Origin of the sequence: Aneurinibacillus migulanus (assembly GCF_001274715.1) — a bacterium.
Taxonomy (GTDB): Bacteria; Bacillota; Bacilli; order Aneurinibacillales; family Aneurinibacillaceae; genus Aneurinibacillus; species Aneurinibacillus migulanus.
Genome location: NZ_LGUG01000004.1, coordinates 424,287 through 444,702 on the forward strand (window position 1 = coordinate 424,287; position 20,416 = coordinate 444,702).

Annotated in this window: 18 protein-coding genes and 2 riboswitches; of the genes, 13 read left to right on the top strand and 5 right to left on the bottom strand. The window is 43.2% G+C overall.

Annotated elements, in window-relative coordinates; genetic code table 11:
* The 7 genes from AF333_RS34610 to AF333_RS03670 all read left to right on the top strand — a co-directional run.
* Nucleotides 1–212 (top strand): hypothetical protein (locus AF333_RS34610; RefSeq protein ID WP_235496057.1); only part of this gene is annotated, 212 nt, incomplete at its 5' end.
* Nucleotides 152–4,426: a collagen binding domain-containing protein gene (locus tag AF333_RS03645; protein WP_053432651.1), complete on the top strand. Its 4,275-nt coding sequence runs from the start codon at nt 152–154 to the stop codon at nt 4,424–4,426. The genes AF333_RS34610 and AF333_RS03645, both read left to right, overlap by 61 nt.
* Before the next feature lie 271 nt (nt 4,427–4,697).
* Nucleotides 4,698–5,048: an ArsR/SmtB family transcription factor gene (locus AF333_RS03650; RefSeq protein WP_043068470.1), complete on the top strand. Its 351-nt coding sequence runs from the start codon at nt 4,698–4,700 to the stop codon at nt 5,046–5,048.
* A gap of 15 nt (nt 5,049–5,063) precedes the next feature.
* Nucleotides 5,064–6,359, top strand: coding sequence for an arsenic transporter (locus tag AF333_RS03655; RefSeq protein ID WP_043068471.1), 1,296 nt, complete (start codon nt 5,064–5,066; stop codon nt 6,357–6,359).
* Between the two features lie 266 nt (nt 6,360–6,625).
* Nucleotides 6,626–7,063: an arsenate reductase (thioredoxin) gene (gene arsC, locus AF333_RS03660; protein ID WP_043068473.1), complete on the top strand. Its 438-nt coding sequence runs from the start codon at nt 6,626–6,628 to the stop codon at nt 7,061–7,063.
* A gap of 95 nt (nt 7,064–7,158) precedes the next feature.
* Nucleotides 7,159–7,449, top strand: coding sequence for a hypothetical protein (locus AF333_RS03665; protein WP_043068474.1), 291 nt, complete (start codon nt 7,159–7,161; stop codon nt 7,447–7,449).
* A gap of 498 nt (nt 7,450–7,947) precedes the next feature.
* The gene (locus tag AF333_RS03670; protein WP_043068475.1) at nt 7,948–9,102 is read left to right on the top strand and encodes a cation:proton antiporter; all 1,155 of its coding nucleotides are present in this window, start codon (nt 7,948–7,950) and stop codon (nt 9,100–9,102) included.
* A gap of 51 nt (nt 9,103–9,153) precedes the next feature.
* On the opposite strand, the gene kdpDN is transcribed toward AF333_RS03670, so the two are convergent.
* From kdpDN to AF333_RS34620, 5 genes are all read right to left on the bottom strand, one after another.
* A complete protein-coding gene (gene kdpDN / locus AF333_RS03675; protein WP_043068476.1) occupies nt 9,154–10,305 on the bottom strand; it encodes a KdpD-like non-kinase potassium sensor in 1,152 nt (383 codons plus the stop codon).
* 138 nt (nt 10,306–10,443) lie between these two features.
* Nucleotides 10,444–11,007 (bottom strand): potassium-transporting ATPase subunit KdpC, encoded by a 564-nt coding sequence (gene kdpC, locus AF333_RS03680; RefSeq protein ID WP_043068477.1) that lies wholly within the window; start codon nt 11,005–11,007, stop codon nt 10,444–10,446.
* 27 nt (nt 11,008–11,034) lie between these two features.
* On the bottom strand, nt 11,035–13,071 hold the full coding sequence (kdpB, locus tag AF333_RS03685) for a potassium-transporting ATPase subunit KdpB (protein ID WP_043068478.1): 2,037 nt from the start codon (nt 13,069–13,071) through the stop codon (nt 11,035–11,037).
* A 37-nt stretch (nt 13,072–13,108) separates the two neighbouring features.
* The gene (gene kdpA / locus AF333_RS03690) at nt 13,109–14,788 is read right to left on the bottom strand and encodes a potassium-transporting ATPase subunit KdpA (protein WP_043068479.1); all 1,680 of its coding nucleotides are present in this window, start codon (nt 14,786–14,788) and stop codon (nt 13,109–13,111) included.
* A 121-nt stretch (nt 14,789–14,909) separates the two neighbouring features.
* The gene (locus tag AF333_RS34620) at nt 14,910–15,110 is read right to left on the bottom strand and encodes a hypothetical protein (RefSeq protein WP_235496060.1); all 201 of its coding nucleotides are present in this window, start codon (nt 15,108–15,110) and stop codon (nt 14,910–14,912) included.
* Between the two features lie 252 nt (nt 15,111–15,362).
* Nucleotides 15,363–15,510, bottom strand: a riboswitch (cyclic di-AMP (ydaO/yuaA leader).
* Nucleotides 15,511–15,853: 343 nt separating this feature from the next.
* A riboswitch (cyclic di-AMP (ydaO/yuaA leader) is annotated at nt 15,854–16,010 on the top strand.
* 117 nt (nt 16,011–16,127) lie between these two features.
* Here AF333_RS34620 and AF333_RS03695 point away from each other — a divergent pair.
* The 6 genes from AF333_RS03695 (at nt 16,128) to AF333_RS34100 (ending at nt 20,391) form a co-directional block, all read left to right on the top strand.
* Entirely contained in the window at nt 16,128–16,511 is a 384-nt protein-coding gene (locus AF333_RS03695) for a DUF2294 domain-containing protein (protein ID WP_043068480.1), read from the top strand.
* A gap of 294 nt (nt 16,512–16,805) precedes the next feature.
* Complete coding sequence (locus AF333_RS03700; protein ID WP_043068481.1) at nt 16,806–18,125, top strand: hemolysin family protein; 1,320 nt, start codon at nt 16,806–16,808, stop codon at nt 18,123–18,125.
* Between the two features lie 50 nt (nt 18,126–18,175).
* The gene (gene htpX, locus AF333_RS03705) at nt 18,176–19,060 is read left to right on the top strand and encodes a protease HtpX (protein ID WP_043068482.1); all 885 of its coding nucleotides are present in this window, start codon (nt 18,176–18,178) and stop codon (nt 19,058–19,060) included.
* Between the two features lie 102 nt (nt 19,061–19,162).
* Nucleotides 19,163–19,735, top strand: coding sequence for a thermonuclease family protein (locus tag AF333_RS03710; RefSeq protein ID WP_043068483.1), 573 nt, complete (start codon nt 19,163–19,165; stop codon nt 19,733–19,735).
* A gap of 16 nt (nt 19,736–19,751) precedes the next feature.
* Entirely contained in the window at nt 19,752–19,931 is a 180-nt protein-coding gene (locus AF333_RS34625) for a hypothetical protein (RefSeq protein WP_235496062.1), read from the top strand.
* 211 nt (nt 19,932–20,142) lie between these two features.
* Complete coding sequence (locus tag AF333_RS34100) at nt 20,143–20,391, top strand: hypothetical protein (protein ID WP_043068484.1); 249 nt, start codon at nt 20,143–20,145, stop codon at nt 20,389–20,391.
* Nucleotides 20,392–20,416: the final 25 nt, after the last annotated feature.

Genomic DNA, 20,416 nt, shown 5'->3' on the forward strand with positions numbered 1-20,416 from the left:
ACAACCGAACGGTACAGAAAACCCGGACTCTAAAGAAGGTAACGGTACAACTGAACCTAATGGTGCAGAAAACCCGGACTCTAAAGAAGGTAACGGTACAACTGAACCTGATGGTGCAAAAAAACCGGATTCTAAAGAAGATAGTAATACGGTGCCAGGCGGTTCAAATCCGGAAGAACCGAAAGCAGTGGAAGATTTACCTGTACAAGTAGACCCTGCTGTACAAGGTGCTGGTACGGAAATAACCGAGAGTATTTTAACGGATGCTGAACTAACCTTTGAAAATACGAACGGAGACCCAGTTAATAGCGTCGATCGGGAGTCGATCATTTCAGTAAAATATAAATGGGCCCTTCCGAATAATCATGGTTATAAAGCTGGAGCAACTTTCAAATTCAACCTTCCAAAAGAACTTATAGTGTATGAGACGATTACAAACCAACCGTTGTTATTTAATGGTGAGGGAATAGGGACATTCACTGTTGACATGAATGGATTAGTTACAGTAGTTTTTAATGATTTCATCGAAAAGCACTCAAAGATTAACGGTACACTTGAAGTTTTATCAAAAATAAGCGAAAAAGTTGTTGTAACAGAAGACAAAATAGTTAAAGTAATTCCAATTGTAGGTGGAGCAGTAAAGGAAATACCGATTACATTCCACCCAAATGGCTCGACTATTGATAAGAAGGGAATTCCAAATAAATCCTATAATACGGAAAGTATTGAGTGGACTGTTGATTTCAACAAAAGCCTAGACGCGATCAAAAACGCTGTCTTACGTGACCCCATTCAAGACGGCCAAGAGCTACAAGCGAGTTCGATTAAAGTTTATAAGCTAATTACGCAGTTGGATGGCAATGTCACATTAGGAGAAGAGCTTACCTCTGGATTTACGATTGGAAAAACAGATGATAAAGATTTTCAGATAAACTTCGGAGATATTTCAACAGCCTACCGCGTCGTCTACACAACGAAGCTTGCAGATCAAGACGCGACAAAGTTTGACAACAAAGCGATTTTATCAGGGGATGGTTTTACAGATAAAGAAGCGACCGCATCAGTAGGCGTTAAACGTGGCGTTGCTTTAGCGAAAAAATCAACAAAGTATGATGAAGTAACCCAAACCATCACATGGGAAATTCAATACAACTATAATGAAAAGGCGATTGCTAAAGCGGATGCTTTGTTGAAGGATTTCTTTAATAATACGCAAGAGCTTGTAGGCAGTTCTTTTGTGGTGAAAAAAATAACGATTGATGAAAATGGTAATGAAAGCGGGGAAGGAGAACTATTTACAAACTACACAGTTACTCCAAAATCTGAAGGCGATAAAAATGGATTCGAGCTTCAATTCAATCAAGATATTAATGAAGCTTATAAAATTACTTATCAAACAAAAGCAAAAGATCGCGTTTTTGATAGTGAAAAAATCACAAACGAAGTAGAAACAGGCGGCAAAAAGGCTACAGGAACGAAAGAGATTTATCAACAAATCTTATACAAAGCGAATTATAAAGACTACCCTGAAACAGATTATGGAAAGAAAATAACAACTTGGGGTATCTCTTTCAATGTAGACAGTCACTTGATGAAAAATGTGAAGCTAACAGATACATTTCCAAATAAGGGGCTTACATTACTCCCTGAATCACTTACAATCATAAACAAAAAAACCAATGGGAAATTAGAAATAGATAAAGATTATAAGTTGATCGATAAAGGTGAAAACGGTTTTGAAATTGAGTTTTTACACGAAATTAAAGAACTACACTATATTAGCTATAAAACAAAATTTAATTATGAAGATCGAGAAGATAAAACGAAAAATTATTTAAACAATAAGGCAGTTATTACATGGATTGATGAGAATGGTAAGGAGCAAACAAAAGAATCAACTGCGACATTCACTCCAGATTCTTATACGCAATCCAACGGCTTTAAGAATGGTAAGTACAACGCTGTTACCAAGGAAATCACTTGGAATATTGGGGTTAACTACAATCTTAAAACGCTTTCCGCTGCATCTGTTGAGGATGATATTCAAGGTGATCAAGTAATTGACCGTGATTCCTTAAAGGTCTTTAAAATGACCTTAACAGGTGGGGCGAATGGTACGAAGCAGGAAGAAGCCATTGAAAATACCGACTATAAAATTGATTGGGACCCTAATGGCAAACCAGGCTTCAAAGTAAGCTTTCTAAAAGAGATTAATTCTGCGTATTTAATCGAGTATAAAACAAGCCTGAAAGATAAGCTAGTTAAAGATAAATACGATAATAAAGCGACACTTTATAACGGAGCAGAAAAAGTAACCGAGTTGACTGCAAGTGTATCTGTGTCACATGGTGGCGAGTATACAACAAAATCAGGCGAACAAAATGGAAAAATTATCGATTGGAAGGTTAATATCAACTTCGGACAGTCGAAAGTGTCAAATGCTAAAGTAATCGACAAACCAAGTGAGAACCAATCACTTCTTGAACAGTCTTTCCATCTGTACGCTACCTCAGTAGTTGAGAACGGAACAGTGACGAAAGGAAAAGAGCTACAAAAAGATGTCGATTATACACTTGAGTTTAACAACACTGGCTTTAAGCTTGCCTTCAAAGAAGATATTGACAAACCGTATATTTTAGAGTATCAATCTCTTATTCTTGCCAAAGTAGGAGATAAGGTTAATAACGATATTGAGTTTACAGGTGACCAAATTACCACTGAAACTACAAAGTCTACATCCACTATTACAGTAAAAAGAACGACAGGCTCTGGTACTGGGAGTGGCGAGGTTGGTAAATTGGAAGTAATTAAGGTTGATGCTAAGGCTGATGAAAACGGTAATAAGAAAAAGCTTGAAGGTGCAACCTTCTCGCTTATTGATTCAGAAAGTAAGGCAGTTATTAAGACAGCGACAACTGACGCTGAAGGTAAGGTAACGTTTGATAGGCTTCTGTACGGCGAGTATCTTTTAAAAGAAGACAAAGCACCTGAAGGATATGTTGTAGGAATTAATGATACAAAAACGGTTGAAATTAATAAAGTAGACAACGTAGTAGAAATTGCCAATGAAAAAATTAAGCAAGCAGTTGAGTTGACAAAAGTTGGTGATGATAAAGATAAGGATGGCAAAGCCTTCAAACTTAAAGGCGTAGAATTTGAGCTTCAGCGTAAGGAAGGATCAGATTTTGTCAAAGTAGGTACACATACAACTGATGACAATGGAAAAATTGTTGTTGCTGATCTTAAAGCTGGAGAATACCGGTTCATCGAAACAAAGGCACCAGAACATTATTTGCTAGACAATACGCCAGTAGAGTTTACGATCAAGGAAAACCAAACCTCTATAGTTAAAGTAGAAAAAGAAAACAAAAGAGGGAAAGGCAGCCTTGCAATTACTAAAGTGGATGCAGCAAACCAAAAGGCTTTCTTAGAAGGTGCTGTGTTTGAACTTTACAATAGTAAGAAAGAGAAAGTTGCAACAAAAACGACTGGTGCAGATGGAAAAGCAACCTTTGAAAACTTACCTTATGACCAATACACATTAAAAGAAGTAACGGCTCCAACAGGATATGCAATCGATAAAACGGAAGGAAATCTTACCGTTAAAATCGATAAAGAGAAAAATGATGTAACGATTAAAAACAATAAAATTATTCGTGCCTTCAAATTGAAAAAAGTTGATACAAATAATTCAAGCATTGGTTTAAAAGATGCTGTATTTAAACTAATGTATAAGAAGTTGGAGACAGACAAGTATGAACCCGTTGAAGGGAAAGATAAATTAACGACAGACGGAAATGGCGTAATTTATGAAGAGAATCTTTCCGAAGGCTACTATCAGCTTATTGAGGTAAAAGCTCCTTCAGGTTATGTGCTAGATAGTAAGCCGATCGAATTTATCATCGAGAAAGAACAAATTAAAGTGTTAGATTTAACAAAAACAAACAACAAGAATAGTTCAGGCGGTTCTGGTGGTTCGGGAGGTTCAGGCGGCCGAGACAAATCGCGAGATCGAGAAGATTCGAATAACCCGGGCAAACCGAATAATCCTGGAAGTCCAAATAACCCGGACAAACCGAATAATCCCGGAAGTCCAAATAACCCGGGCGAACCAAACAATCCTGGAGGTCCAAATAACTCAGGCGATCCAAATAACCCGGGTGAACCAAACAATCCTGGAAGTCCAAATAATCCGGGCGAACCGAATAATCAAGAGGATTCAAACAATCCAGGCGAGCGAGCAGATGTGAATAATCCTAAGGCTTCAAGGGAGCCAGATGTTGATGAAGCACCTTTACTGGAAGCGGACGAAGTGTTGCCTCAAACGGGAGAGCAGGCGAGAGTGGGTACACAATTTGCGGGTATCACTTTGATCCTTATTGGAATCGGGATTATGGTTTATAGAAGAAGAAACACAAAAGCATAATAAATTTTGAGGACTATTGATCGGTTTATTCCTATCATGGTCCTTTTTTTTATGTTTATTAGTAACAGGGGCAATTATAGCTGTATACATCGGATGACTTAGGAAGTCGCAGGAACTAGCGTCAATTGTGTTCATGCCATAAATGCTTCGAGCTCACATGCGGAGATATTGGCTATTAGAGACACTTGCACAAGGCTAAAAAAGTATTGAATTTCATATAAGTAAACAATAATATAATTATAAGTTTATATAAGTGAAGGGGAATGTATGTATGAGGAAAAATACGATTGAAGAAATGTCTTCTTTACTCAAAATCGTGGGAGATAAAACACGCCTTACGATTCTTGGTTACTTGAAGGAGAAAGAGCTGTGTGTATGCGACCTGGTTGATTTATTAGACATGTCACAACCTGGTATCAGTCAGCATTTGAAAAAGCTTCGCGTAGCTGGTATCATCCACGAGCGAAGAGAAGGCACGTGGGCATACTTCCGATTAAATACAGAGCTTGACTCTTATCTTGCTCAAATCATTGATGCTCTCCCTTCACAAACCACTAATTTAAGGAACTATGAGATGACCCGGCAGAACAATTGTTGTGTTGTTGAAGAAGAAAACAAATAGAAGTGGAGGCAAAACATGCAAGCTTGGAGTGCTTTTATTATTTTTGCCATCACCTTAGTGTTTGTGATTTGGCAGCCTAGAGGGCTAAATATCGGGTGGTCAGCGACTGCCGGTGCAACTTTAGCTTTATTGTTCGGGGTTGTTACATTTGGTGATGTTGTGACTGTTACAGGAATTGTTTGGAACGCCACCCTAGCATTTGTAGCCATTATTCTTATTTCATTAATTCTTGACGAAATCGGATTCTTTGAATGGTCTGCGCTACATATGGCACGATTAGCGAAAGGAAGCGGCAGGCGGATGTTTGTTTATGTAGTACTGCTGGGAGCTGCTGTTACTGCCTTTTTTGCAAATGATGGTGCGGCTTTAATTCTTACGCCGATTGTTCTCGCCCAAGTTAGAGCGCTTAAGTTCGATAATAGAATGGTTTTACCTTTTATTATGGCAAGTGGCTTTATTGCTGATACAACCTCAACTCCTTTTATTGTAAGTAATTTGGTTAATATTGTATCCGCAGACTACTTTGGTATTGGATTTGTGGAATATGCAAGTCGAATGATTATTCCTACATTCTTCTCACTAGGAGCAAGTTTACTTGTGTTGTATCTGTTTTTTCGTAAGGATATTCCGAAAGACTATGACGTATCCCAGCTAAGAAAACCTGATGAGGCAATAAAAGATAAAGGGCTGTTCCGCTTATCTTGGTTCGTTCTTGGTGTTCTGCTTGTAGGTTACTTGTTTAGTGAATCACTTGGCATCCCGGTTTCAGTAATAGTAGGTATTGTAGCCATCATTTTTATTATTGCTGCACGACGAAGCCAGGATATTCAGACAGCAAAATTAATTAAAGAAGCACCGTGGGCTGTTGTTGTATTCTCTATCGGTATGTATGTTGTCGTTTATGGACTGCGCAATGCGGGGCTCACTGATCTGTTAGGTCAGATGATTCAAGCGACAGCAGACAAAGGATTATTTGCAGCTACGATAGGAATGGGATTCATTGCAGCTATTTTGTCTTCGATTATGAACAATATGCCTACCGTTATGATTGATGCATTAGCCATTAAAGCCACGCAAACAGAAGGAGTTATCCGTGAAGCTCTTATATATGCCAATGTCATTGGAAGTGACTTGGGTCCAAAGATTACTCCTATCGGATCTCTCGCTACGCTACTTTGGCTTCATGTATTGTCTCGTAAAGGGATAAAAATTACGTGGGGTTATTACTTTAAAATTGGAATTTTGTTAACCGTACCGACCCTCTTTATTACGCTTGTTGGGCTGTATGTATGGCTTACAGTGATTTCATAAGTAGCAATGAAGGAGCGATTTCAAGCAGCAGGACTTGTTTCGATCGGTGAGATGGGTACAACATGCTGCTATGCTGTACAGGATAAAATTTAGGTTCATGACCCTGAAGGTAACGCCTGGGAGATTTTTTGTACAAAAGAAGACTTTGAATTTGAATCCGCAGGTGATCCAGCCGTTGGAGGCGTTTGCTGCGCTCCTGAACCTGTTGAGATTCAGTTCGGAAACCTAGGCAGTTTTAAGAAACAAGAGTCTAAGGAGCAATGATTATGGCAGATAACAAAAAAATCATCTATTTTCTTTGCACAGGTAATTCCTGTCGCAGTCAAATCGCAGAAGGCTTCGGCAAAAAATATTTAGGGGACGAATATGATGTCTATAGCGCAGGGATTGAAGCACACGGCTTAAATCCAAATGCTGTAAAGGTAATGACTGAAAAGAGCATCGATATTTCAAATCAAACGTCTGATATTATCGATCCAGAGCTGCTTAATAAAGCTGACTATGTAGTAACACTATGTGGGGATGCCAATGATAAGTGCCCTATGACGCCTCCTCATATAAAGCGCGATCACTGGGGATTTGATGATCCTGCGAAAGCCACTGGTACAGAGGAGGAGAAGTGGGCTGTTTTCCAGCGTATACGTGACGAGATTGAAGTAAGAATAAAGCGTTTTGCCGAAGAAGGAAAAGTTACCAAGCTGTAAAAGACTGAGTGTTCACAAAAAAGCCTTTATTGTCAAGGAAATGTAATAAAAGGAAAGGATTGTAAACGGTACAATAAGGTTAAGGAGGGATCAATATGAGCAAGCAAATTCGAGTATTTGATAGGTATATGGATAAGACACACCTGACAATTACGGAGGAAGAAGTTTTATTCCATTCTGAACAGCTTGGTGCACTTGATTGGTCTCGTGATCTGGTAAAAACGGATAAAGGTTATTTTGTTAGAGAGCAAAAGAATGCAGAGGGCGCCACTGTCAACTATTATCATATTAGCCAAACAACAGCCGAGCAAATTCTGCAAAATGAGGATAAACGAGAAATTTATAATTTACTGAAAGAAAGTACATCGTATCAGACTTTACAATAAAAGTAACGGCCGGAATTCAGCCTTATTGGCCAGGTTCCGGCTTTTTGTTTTTTCAAATCGGTCGTTTGATTTCATTGTGGAAAAGAGACGAGCGAAGGCGCCCGCGAGCGGTCGGAAAAAGACACGTCGGCCTTTCTTCTGCCGGAGCGCAGGGCGCATCCAATTTCTTCTTTTTCTGAATCTCCTCCTTCCAACCACGCTACCCTGTCAAAATATCAAGTGTAATTTATATAGTAATAGTAAGTGGCGTAATTACGATTTATCTGATATAATACAAGTTAGCGAATAATTAATAATGTCAGTAATTTTGGAGGAGTCTGTCACCCCTGGCCTCTGTATGCCTTCAGAGCCAAGGGTTACAGGCTCCTTTTTGCTTTGCGGGAGCCTTATTACAGGGCTCCTTTTGTTTTTTTTGGAGCCTTGTTATAGGCTCCTTTTGTTTTTTTGTAAAACACACAGCCTATGGAAAGACAACTAAAAGAAGGGTGGAGATGATGGATGCTTATTTTTGAATTAGCGGTAATCTTGCTTGCGTCTAAACTAGCCGGGGATATTAGTGTAAGATTAGGGCAACCCTCCGTTCTAGGCAAATTGCTTATCGGGATTGTGTTGGGCCCTGCCTTATTAGGAGTAATTACAAGCACAGATGTTCTCGGCGAATTAAGCCAAATCGGTGTTATTTTATTAATGTTTATTGCAGGACTGGAAACCGACATTGACGAATTTAAGCGAACAGGAAAAGCTTCAGCCTATGTGGGAATAGCTGGTATTATTGTCCCTTTATCGTTGGGGTATGTAGCTGGTAGTATGATGGGATTGCCTGCTTTGCAATCTGTATTTTTAGGATTATTGTTGTCTGCGACCAGTGTAAGTATCTCCGTCCAGGCACTAAAAGAGATGGGAAATTTAAAATCCAAAGAAGGCACGACCATTCTAGGTGCTGCTGTCATTGATGATGTATTAGTAATTATTGCCTTGGCTTTTGTGATGAGTCTGGCCGGTGGGGATGTAAATCTTGGAATGGTTGTCCTTAAAAAAATTGCATTCTTTGCCATCGCCATTGTACTCGGATGGAAAGTTGTACCTTGGGCCTTGAGGATGTTTGCTCCATTACGTGTCACGGAATCAGTCATTTCTGCCGGGTTAATCATTTGCTTTTTATATGCGTTTTTGGCGGAGTATGCTGGAGTTGCAGCGATTATTGGAGCGTATATTGCCGGGGTTGCGATTAGCTTAACCGACTACAAGCATGAAGTATTTGAAAAGGTGGAGACTATAGCGTATGCAGTATTTGTACCTGTGTTCTTCACCTCCATTGGAGTTTCGGCGAATTTTGCAGGTATAACCAATCATATAGGTTTGATTGTCGCACTTAGCATTTTAGCGATTTTAACAAAATTAATCGGTTCTGCAATAGGAGCCAAGGTAGCAGGCTTTTCATGGAAAAGCTCGTTGGGCATCGGTTCGGCCATGGTGTCCCGTGGAGAAGTAGCTTTAATCATTGCGGCGATTGGGTTAGAAAGTAAGCTATTGCAACAAGATATGTTTACGGTTATTGTCATAGTCGTACTTATTACTACAATTGTTACTCCACCTATGATGAAGTTATTTTTTGCATCGCCAAAAGAAAATAAAAAAAGCATGGCAGGATAGTTAATGGTGAAATTTTAAAGCGATCTCATGGAAATGGGATCGCTTCATTATTTATTCTCGGTAATCCACGCCGTCGGCGACGATTAAGATATCAACGTACTTTGTACCTTTCATGATTCGATTCACGATTGACCCTTTGGCGATTTCTTCCCAGCGGGAGCGGGCGGACTGTCCGAGAACGATCTGAGTAATGCCTTTTTCGTTGACGAAATCAATAATAACCTGTTCCGGCTTGCGGCCAGCTGAAGCACGGATATGAAACTCGGCATTTAAGTCTTTGGCCAGCTTCTCCAATAGCCTCATTTGTTTGCGGGTCGCATCATCCATTTCCTGTACGGAATACAGCGGGATGTTTAGGATATAGAGCTGGCACTTCAGGCGGCTGGCAATGCGCCAACCACGGCGGATAAGCCGTTCAGCGTTAGGACGGTAATTGACACAGACAAGAATTTTTTCGTTTGCACCCCGCATACCGTCAATGCCGTTCTCCTGCTTGTAAGACTCTAGCCGTTCATCAACATCATCGGCGACCTCACGCAGAGCGATTTCCCGGAGGGCGTTCAGGTTTCCTGTGCGAAAAAAATTTTGCAGCGATTGCTCGATTTTCTCCGGCTTATAAATTAAGCCAGCTTTCAGGCGATCACGCAACTTCTCCGGCGGTGTATCGATAAGCTGAACTTCAGCTGCTTCATTCAGAATCCAGTCCGGCACACGTTCCCGTACTTTCACTCCCGTCAACTGTTTAACCGTATCATTCAAGCTTTCCAAGTGCTGAATGTTCATGGCTGTTATTACATGAATCCCTGCTTTTACGAGTTCCATCACATCTTCGTAGCGCTTCTTATTTTTAGAGCCAGGTACATTCGTGTGCGCCAGTTCATCGACAATGACATACTGTGGCCGGCGGGTGAGCAGGCCATCAACATCCATCTCTTGAAATTCTCTTCCTTTATATTGAACACTCTTTAGAGGAAAAACGGGCAGGTTGCCGATTTGTGCGGCCGTTTCGGCACGGCCGTGCGTTTCCACAAGGCCAATGACAATGTCGATGCCTTTTTCCAGCATTTCATTGCCTTCGCGCAGCATCATGTATGTTTTTCCGACACCTGGAGCGGCTCCAATAAAAATCTTCAAGTATCCCCGTTGCTCCCGTTCGATTATTTTTAATAGCTCTTCCGGTGTTTTTCTTTTCTCGTCCCCCATGCTAAAAACCTCCGAAAGCCGCACGCTGATAAGACAGCAAGCGGCATCTACTTTCTTCAATCGTATTATTTGAAAAACATACCAGGCATGTTAACACTCAGTGGGGGATGAAGAACTCCCACTGAGTGAAGTTTCACTTTATTTGATTTGTTTTTGCAACGCGCGGTTTATAGCGAGTATATTCACGCGCGGTTCACCGAAAATGCCAAGCTGCCTTCTTTCGGTATGCTGATCCACTAAAGCGAGAAGAGTCTGTTCACTAAGGCCAGTCGCTTTGGCGATTCGCGGAATTTGTGCTTTAGCGGCTTCGGGCGATAGATGAGGATCGAAGCCGGAAGCCGAAGCTGTGACCAGGTCAGCCGGTACTTGTTTGGATAACGCCGGATTATCATTGCGAGCCGCATTCACTGCCTCTTCTATGCTTTTAACATATTCTTTTGAAGAAACTGCAGCGTTGGTTGCTGCAGAAGCTGTTGGATTATAGTCGGCAGCCGATGCTCGTGGATGAAAATATTGCGGTGATGTGAAAGCTTGTGCCAGCAACTCTGAGCCGATTACTTTTCCGTTTTCTTCTATTAAACTTCCCTGCGCTTGATGTGGGAATAGCACCTGTGCGATACCGGTGGTCAAAAGAGGGTAGAGAAGACCGCAGATAAGCATAAGCAGCATGGAAGAGCGAATTGCAATAAGTACTGATTTCATTATTTTCTCCTCGCTTTATATGCCGGATTACAGCAAACCGGACAAAATCATATCGATTAATTTGATACCGATGAACGGAACCGCTACGCCGCCCAGTCCGTAGATGAACAGATTGCGGCTTAACAGTCGATTGGCGCTCATTGGCCTATATTTAGCCCCTTTCATTGCAACAGGAATGAGGAGCGGGATAATAACTGCGTTGAAAATGAGCGCGGACAGAATGGCGGATTGCGGCGATGCGAGATTCATAATGTTCAATGCGTTCAACTGTGGCAACGCCATAATGAACAGTGCCGGGATAATGGCAAAATACTTGGCGATATCATTGGCAATTGAGAAAGTGGTGAGTGCGCCACGTGTAATGAGCAACTGTTTACCTATCTCGATGACAGACAAAAGCTTCGTCGGGTCAGAGTCCAGATCGATCATATTGGCAGCTTCTTTGGCAGCCATAGTACCCGAATTCATGGCGAGCCTAACATCGGCTTGCGCAAGCGCCGGGGCGTCATTCGTTCCGTCTCCGGTCATGGCGACGAGCTTGCCTTGTGCCTGTTCACGCTTGATCGCGGCAATTTTATCTTCCGGCTTCGCTTCGGCAATGAACTCATCGACACCAGCTTCCTGCGCGATTGTCGCCGCGGTCAGCGGATTGTCACCTGTACACATCATCGTTTTAATTCCCATTGCCCGTAGCTCGGCAAACCGTTCTTTTAAGCCTGGCTTTACGGTATCCTTTAGATAGATGACGCCAAATACCTTGTCATCAACTGCTACAGCCAATGGAGTGCCTCCCGCTTTGGCGATGCAGGTCGCTTTATCTTCCAGATCACGTGGCAGCGAACCATTTTGTTCGGTCACGAACTTCTTAATCGCATCGACAGCGCCTTTACGGATTTTCGTTCCGTCCGTCAAATTAAGTCCGGACATACGGGTCTCCGCCGTAAACTCGATAATTTCCGCATCACGGTACTCGCGTTCAGACCAATTGGCCTCAAGGCTATTGGCCAGTTCGACGATAGAACGCCCTTCCGGTGTCTCGTCCTTTACCGACGATTGCAGGGCTGCGAATGTTGCTTCTTGTTTTGATACACCTTCTATTGGGATGAATTCGGCAGCCATCCGGTTTCCGAAAGTAATCGTCCCGGTTTTATCGAGAATCATCGTATCAATGTCACCTGCCGCTTCGACCGCTTTACCAGACATGGCGAGCACATTGAAACGGGTAACCCGGTTCATCCCCGCGATACCAATTGCAGATAACAGGCCGCCGATGGTTGTCGGGATGAGGCAGACAAGCAATGCGATGAGCGTGGCTATATCTAATGTAACGTTCAGGTAGGTAGCCAACGGAACGAGCGTAATGATAACAAACAGAAAGATAAGGGTCAGCACTGCCAGCAGCGTAGTTAGCGCAATCTCATTCGGCGTTTTCTGACGGGAAGCACCTTCGACAAGTGAAATCATGCGATCCAGAAACGATTCGCCGGGATCGGTCGTTACCTTAACGATAATGTAATCAGATACGACGCGCGTACCACCGGTAACGGAGGAGAAATCACCGCCTGCTTCCTTAATAACGGGTGCTGATTCTCCGGTAATAGCCGATTCATCGATAGAAGCGAGCCCTTCAATAATTTCGCCGTCGGACGGGATGATGTCTCCCGCATCGACGCGAACGATGTCTCCTTTACGAAGTTGAGTTGATGAGACTTCTTTAATGTAACCGTCTTTTTGCAATAGTTTGGCGATTGTGTCCGATTTTGTTTTCCGCAGTGTATCAGCTTGAGCTTTGCCGCGTCCTTCAGCCAGCGCTTCGGCGAAATTAGCAAATAGTACTGTAAAGAAAAGGATAAGGAATACGGCTATATTATATTCTCGACTCACCGTGCTCGCACCGAATGCGTCAGGTGCGAGGGAGAGAATGAGTGTGATAATTGTGCCGACTTCAACGATAAACATCACAGGGTTTTTTACCATGGTCAGCGGGTTTAATTTTTTGAATGAATCAATGATTGCCTGCATGACAATCTCTTTATCGAGTGTTTTTTTCTGCTCAGTCGCCATAAAACATCCTCCTTATATCAAGCGAAAACCATAATATCTATTTCCACATGCTTAACTGTTCCGCAATCGGACCGAGTGCGAGGGCCGGGAAGAAGGTCAGCGCACCGATAACTACGATAATTACGAACAGAATCAAAGCGAACAGTGGAGAATCGGTTCGAAATGTACCGATTGTCGCAGGTGCCATCCGTTTGGTTGCCAGTGAACCGGCGACAGCTAGCAAGGCGATGATCGAAACATAGCGTCCAAACAGCATAACAAGTCCGATTGCCATGTTATAGAAGTTCGTGTTGGCCGATAGTCCGGCAAAGGCGGAACCGTTGTTTGCCGCACCGGATGTGAAAGCGTACAATACTTCAGAGATACCATGTGAGCCTGCATTCAGAATGGAAGCCATTGACTCGGGACGAAGGAATGCGATCGCGGTCGGTACCATGATGATGACCGGGTGGGCCAACAGGGCAATAGATGCCAGTTTGATTTCTTTGCCTTCGATTTTTTTACCGAGAAATTCCGGTGTCCGTCCTACCATCAAGCCGCAAATAAAAACAGTGAGTATCACGTACAGCAGACCGTTCATTAGACCGACCCCGTCACCGCCAAATACATTGTTCAGCATCATCTGTGCCAGCGGGACCAACCCGCCGATCGGAGTCAATGAATCATGCATATTGTTGACTGAGCCGGTAGTGGCAGCAGTTGTAACCGTCGTAAATAGAGCGGATTCGGAATAGCCGAAGCGTACCTCCTTGCCCTCCATGTTGCCTGAAATTCCCAATGTCTGCAGGGCCGGTGTGCCTTTATATTCGGCAAAGAAAACGGTGGCGAGCATAATCAGGAAAATCGCAGCCATTGTAGCAAATACCGTCCAGCCCTGCCGTTTGTTTTTAATCATAACGCCGAACGCATACACGAGTGCAGTAGGAATGAACATCATGCACAAGATGTGTACGAGGTTGGTCAGCGGCGTAGGATTTTCAAACGGATGTGAGGCATTCATGCCAAAGTAGCCTCCGCCATTCGTTCCGATGTGCTTAATAGATTCTAGAGAAGCCACCAGTCCGCGGGTAATGACCTGTTGTGCTCCTTCCATCGATGTCGCCGTTTGTGCACCATCTAGCGTTTGCGGTGCCCCCTGGAATACGAGGAACAGAGCGACTAGCAAAGAGAGCGGCAGAAATACACGGGTAAGTGAACGAATCAGGTCAACATAGAAGTTGCCGAGATTGTCCTTCTGAGCGGTTAGCCCCCGGATGAAAGCGATGGCGGCAACCAGACCGGTAGCAGCGGATGTAAACATCGGAAAGGTAATCGCCAGCATTTGTGATAAATAAGAAAGTCCGTTCTCTCCGCTGTAGGCCTGCCAATTTGTATTCGTGATAAACGATGCTGCCGTGTTGAACGCGAGTGCGCTCGGCATGTTATCAATCCCGTCCGGGTTGAATGGTAAATATTTCTGTAGGCGCAATACCGCATACATCAGCATCGTCATAACGAAGTTGGATAACAGCAGGGCCATGACGTATTGCTTCCAGCCCATTCTTTCGTTTTCATGTACGCCCATAATGCGGTACAACACTTTTTCTATAGGCCCGAACACCTTATCGAGCTTTGTTTTCTCGTAGTTAAATACGTTGACGAGATAGCTGCCTGCCGGTTTGATAAGCAGGATAATGATGAGTAGTGTTATGGCTATCTGCACAATTCCTGTACTCATTTGCGAGCCTCCTATATGCAAGACATGACATTAGAATTTTTCCGGTTTAATAAGGACAAAGCATAAATATAAAATCATGGCAAAAGCAATACACACAATAACGGCCATACCATCATCCCCTTTACGTTCGATCGCAGAATTCGGTAAATCCGGTGAAGATAAGAAAAGAAATAATGAATGTACCGATAATGACCACATCATTAAGCATGAGCACGAACGCTCCTTTCTTTTTTGAGATGGCTATAAAAAAAGACCGGTGGATACTCATCTCCCGTTGAACCGCATGGGGAAAGAAAGCCAGGGATGCGGATGTTCTGTTCATGCCTTACTGGCATAGAAACGGAATGTCCGGCTGGCGAACGCGGTTCACTGTCGGAGAAAAAGTACCACCGGTCTACGGAATGCCTGCCCCCTCACCCCGGGTGCGGACCTGCATTCTGTCCACCTGCTCTTTTTCTGAGAAACAGTAGTATAAAATTGTAAGCAAAACAAAAAGACCTTGAAAATATTGAAGAAATCTCTTTTATTACCGGATAAAGGCAATAAAAAAGCCTCCTCAAATAGGCGGTCTTTAGACCTCCCTCGCATTAGCCGACGAAGTTAGCTGACGGGTAGGATGGCGAAAGAGTTGTTCTCATCCCTCCTTACATAACATAAGGATTAACCCCAAAAAAAGTGGGTCCTCCGCTCCCGGGTGCACCGGGACTAGGCCAGGTATGCGGTTGTTGTATGTGATTTATTATAAGAGCGTCCTCATAGAAAAACAAAATCGGGAATTTGGGGGATTTCACGGTATTTTCGGATAAAAAAGAAGGAGTAAGCGTTATCAAATGCATATTTCATACTAAAACGGATTTTATCTTTGATTTTCTTTGTTTTTTAACTCGAATTCACTACGAAGATACAGATAAGAATAGAAAAAAGAAAGTGCGTAAAAGAGGGAGAATAGGAGAAAAAATAAGATAGAGTAATGAAAATTAAGTTTTAAAGCATATTTTGTTGCTTTACAAAGAATGAGATGCAAACGTAAGATGAATCCATCTTTACTTGAAATGAATAATATTTCCATTTGGATCGCTGAGTCCTGATAAGGGAGCGGGGGAACCAAACGCAGGTATGTTTTCCATATACTGCATGGGGTGAATCCCGGGATGACCCGGGTAGGGCGACTCTTACGCCCGAATCCGTCAGCTAACCTCGTAAGCGTGTAGGGGGAGGACTGTTGTCATGATAGTATGACAGCTTCTTTGCTGTGCAAAGTAAAGCCGCTTGAAGACTCCTCTTCTAGCGGCTTTTGTTTGTTTTTATGAAAAGAGAAGGCTAAAGGAGCTTGGAGAAAATGGCACAATCGTGCAAGAACAGGATAGAAGCGATAATTAGCGAAGCATATATTAAATTCTTACGCGAAATCCTCGGTAGAGGACCGAAAGAGACGAAGACGTATATCATCCATGATATGGTGATTATTCGTCTAAAAGAAGTGTTAACGCAGGAGGAAAAGACGCTTGTGCAAATAGAGAGAGGAAGGCCGCTTGTGAAAGAAATGCGGCGAATTTTACGTGAGTCACATAGTGAAAAAACAGAAGCGATTATATCTAGTATTACAGGATGTAGAGTTCTCTCCAGTCATAGTGATATAAGCACTAAGCTAGGGGAGCAAGTAGAAGTGTTTATTCTTGACTGCGATTTGGAAAAGGAATTGAAAGCGAAAACTGTCATATAAGCTATCGGGTAGACTGAATACAGGGGACTTTGTTAGGAAGGACCGGTTGCAGCATGGTAAACGTAAGAGTACAGTCAGGCGGCGGAGCAATGCCTGGCTGTTTTTTATATCAATGCAAGTGGTGTATACAATTTCTGTACAAAAACGTGACGAAAAAATGAAACCTGATCCGTTGATATTCCGTATACAATAATCAGTAATGGAGCCAGCGATTTTGTATCGTTTACCCGGTAGGTATTTTGAGAAGAATGAGTAAAAATCAAACCATGTGGAGGTGTCCCTTCGGGGAAGTAGATGGAAAGTATCATTAATTTAATTTTGGTCGCAGTTTTAATCGTCGCTACGGCGTTTTTTGTCGCTGCCGAGTTTGCGATGATTAAGGTGCGGCCGACCCGGATTAACCAATTGGCGACGGAAGGAAACAAATCAGCTGTCGCCGTACAGCGTATTATTGATAACTTGGACGGTTATTTATCGGCGTGTCAATTAGGCATTACCATTACAGCACTGGGACTTGGCTGGTTGGGGGAGCCGACCGTTCACCATCTGCTGCACCCACTGTTCCTTGAGTATAATGTGCCGGAACAGTTGGCAAATACACTTTCTTTTATTCTTGCGTTTTCTTTCATTACATTTCTACACGTGGTACTTGGAGAACTGGCGCCGAAAACACTGGCGATTCAAAAAGCAGAAGCTATTAGCTTGGGTCTGGCTCGCCCTTTGATTTTGTTCTATAAAATTATGTACCCGTTCATCTGGCTACTCAACGGTTCCGCCGGATTATTTATCCGCATGTTCGGTATGAAGCCGGCTAATGAGCACGAACACGCCCATTCGGAAGAGGAGCTCCGGCTTATTCTGGCGCAGAGTCTAGAAAGCGGGGAGATTAATCCGACTGAATTTACGTATATGAATAACATTTTTAAGTTTGACGAGCGGGTGGCGCGAGAAATTATGGTTCCCCGTACGGAGATAGCGTGTTTATATGTGGAAGACAGTCTACAGGAGCATTTCCAAACGATTCGTCGGGAAGGGTTGACCCGTTATCCTGTAGTTGAGAAGGATAAGGACCATGTTCTGGGGATCGTCCATACAAAAGAGTTGTTTATGAGATACTTAGACAATCCTCAACTGGACATTACAGCCATCATGCGACCGGTGTTGTTCGTAAATGAAGCGACACCATTAGAGACCCTTTTGAAGAAAATGCAAAAACAGCGCCATTCGTTGGCAATACTCGTCGACGAATACGGAGGGACGTCCGGGTTGGTGACGATGGAGGACATTCTTGAAGAAATCGTAGGCGAAATCCGCGACGAGTTCGATGTGAATGAGCGCCCTCCGATAGAGGAGATCGGCAAGAATCACTATATTGTAGACAATAAAGTGCTGTTGGTGGAAGTAGAAGAGTTAACCGGAATGAAAGCTGATCCGGAATTTGATACTGTCGGCGGCTGGCTGTCTGCACACATTACCAGCGTCGAGGAAGGGCAGAAGCTGAAAATCGGGGCATGGCAGTTTACTGTTATGGAAACGGACGGTCTTCAGATTAAACGCATTGAAATTAAGCGTGTGGCTGTCCCTGAACAGGAAAATGGACGCAGTATGGAGTAGACAGAGAGTAAATATATTTTGAAAAAGTATATCAAAGAAAGGGAGAGATCATGTTTAAGCGAATTGGTTTGTTTCTGTTAGTTAACGGGTTGGTCATTGTCACGATTGGCATTGTCACCAGCTTGTTGGGTGTTCGAGGGTACATTACCAAAGAGGGGATTGATTTCAGTGCCCTGCTAATTTTTAGCGCTGTTGTAGGTTTCTCAGGGGCGTTAATATCGCTTGGTTTGTCAAGAATCATGGCAAAATGGGCAATGGGTGTACGTGTAATCGATCCGAATGGGCCGATGCACCCTATCGAGAAGGCACTGCTCGATGAAGTATATAGCTTATCGCGTAAAGCAGGGCTGAAAGTGATGCCGGAAGTGGGAATTTATGATTCACCAGAGGTTAATGCTTTTGCGACCGGGCCATCCAAAAATCGCTCGCTGGTGGCTGTATCCAGTGGCTTGCTTGAGCGGATGGATGATGATGCAGTATCTGGCGTGCTGGCACATGAAGTCGCCCATATTGCCAACGGCGACATGGTTACTATGACGCTGCTGCAGGGGGTAATCAACACGTTTGTCGTGTTCCTGTCCCGTATTTGTGCGTATATCGCTTCTCGTTTTGTTAAGGAAGAAGTGGCACCGATCGTTCATTTTATTGCCGTTATCATATTTGATATTCTATTCTCGATATTGGGCAGCATGGTTGCCATGGCTTTCTCCCGATATCGTGAATATCGCGCGGATGCAGGCGGTGCACAACTTGCTGGTAAAGAAAAGATGATTCATGCATTGCAATCATTACAGCATACAGTTCAATTAGTGGATACAGAACAGAAGTCAGTAGCCGCCTTTAAAATCAGCGGGAAAAAAGGTGGGTTCCTCGGTTTGTTTGCCAGCCATCCGGATTTGGATGATCGGATTGCGCGTTTACAAGCTGGAAGATAACGACAGAGACGGCGATTACATGACCAGCCTATTCAATAGGCTGGTTTTTATCGTTCCCCTAAAACTGGGATAAACAAAAATAGAAATGGTGGCTGATGAGAGATGAAACGCAAAATAGGATGGATACTTGCTGTTTTTCTTGTAACGGTATGGGCATTAACTGCCTGTGCCATACAGGAGGATGGAAAACAGGAAACGAGGGCTCTGGTAGATATAAGTGGGAAAAAATTACAAAAGGCGACCGTAACGAGAGTGGTAGATGGAGATACGTTCGTGGCGAAAGTAGGAGGAAAAGAGCATAAGGTTCGCCTGATTCTTGTAGATACTCCAGAATCAAAAGCGCCCAACCGCCCGAAAGGTTATCTAGGCGAAGAAGCGAAGCAGTATACGATGGAACGCCTGGAAGGAAAAGAAGTATGGCTTGAGAAGGATGTGCAATCCAACGACCGATATGGACGATGGCTGCGTTATGTATATGTGGATGTAGACGGAGGGAAAGGAGAATTTTTTAATGGTACGCTCGTGCGTAGTGGTCTGGCGCGTCTGGCCACCTTCCCGCCTAACGTGAAATATGTAGAACAAATTCGCAAATGGCAAACGGAAGCGAGGAATGCAGAGCGTGGAGTATGGAAGAATATCAAGGAGGCCTTTCCAGATCGAAAAGTAGAGAAATAATCTATATACATCTGATTTGATACATCGACAAATGTTTATGGTGGGAGGTAAGAAAAGAAGGAAGGGCGGTGGGCGGGAGCGGTCGGAAAAAGACACGCTGCCCTTTCTTCTGCCGGATCGCAGGGCGCATCTAACCTCTTCTTTTTCTGACTCTCCTCCTTTCAACCACACTCTCCTGTCAAAATATCAAGTGTAATTTATATAACCGAATATTCTTATAAAAAGTGCAACTGCTATAGCTTATTAGCGTATACAATAGATAATATAAACCATAACGTTTTACTGAATGGTTAAGGTACGTCAACCACTCATCACGTAGAGTATACTCGCTCTTGAAGTGGGGGCTTGTGAGAACAGACAAGTCCGGTTGATTAGCCCCCTGTACAAACAGGAGCCGTTCGGCAAACTTGATTACATTGTGCAATAAGTGCCACACACCTGCGAACCATCAAAAAGAAAGTTTTCTCTATGATTGGCAGCCGAAATGTAGCTATCCTCTTCAACCGAAAGACGAAGTGAAATATGGAGGAAAGGTCTATCTTGTGAAGGGTGTGAAGAATAAGGGAGCGTATGTGAAGATAGAGGGATTGAGCAAACCTGTGAAAACAGCAGGGGTTCAAATTGTCCGGTATGGCAAAGGATTACGCGTCATATAGTCGGACTTACGAGAGGGCGTTAGCC